This window comes from Pseudomonas sp. SDO5215_S409 (genome assembly GCF_054071325.1).
Genome location: NZ_JBSVWN010000220.1, coordinates 1 through 223, shown reverse-complemented (window position 1 = coordinate 223; position 223 = coordinate 1). Strand labels below are relative to the sequence as shown.

1 pseudogene is annotated in these 223 nt (G+C 61.0%); it reads left to right on the top strand.

Features of this window, described 5'->3' with window-relative positions:
- Positions 1-223: pseudogene (locus ACW9H9_RS28965) on the top strand (type VI secretion system tip protein VgrG); the annotation flags it as partial.

The window sequence follows — 223 nt, the reverse complement described above, 5'->3', positions numbered from 1 at the left end:
GGCTGTTGCTGGAGGTCATCCATGAAGGCAAACAGCCGCAAGTGCTCGGTGAAAATGTCATCAGCGACGTGACCGACCACAAGGACGATTTCCACCAGGGCTACCGTAATCACTTTCTCGCCACGCCGTGGGACGCACCCTACCGCCCGCCGCTGAAACACCCCAAATCGATGCGCATAGGCAGCCAGACCGCCATCGTCACCGGGCCTGCCGGGCAGGAGAT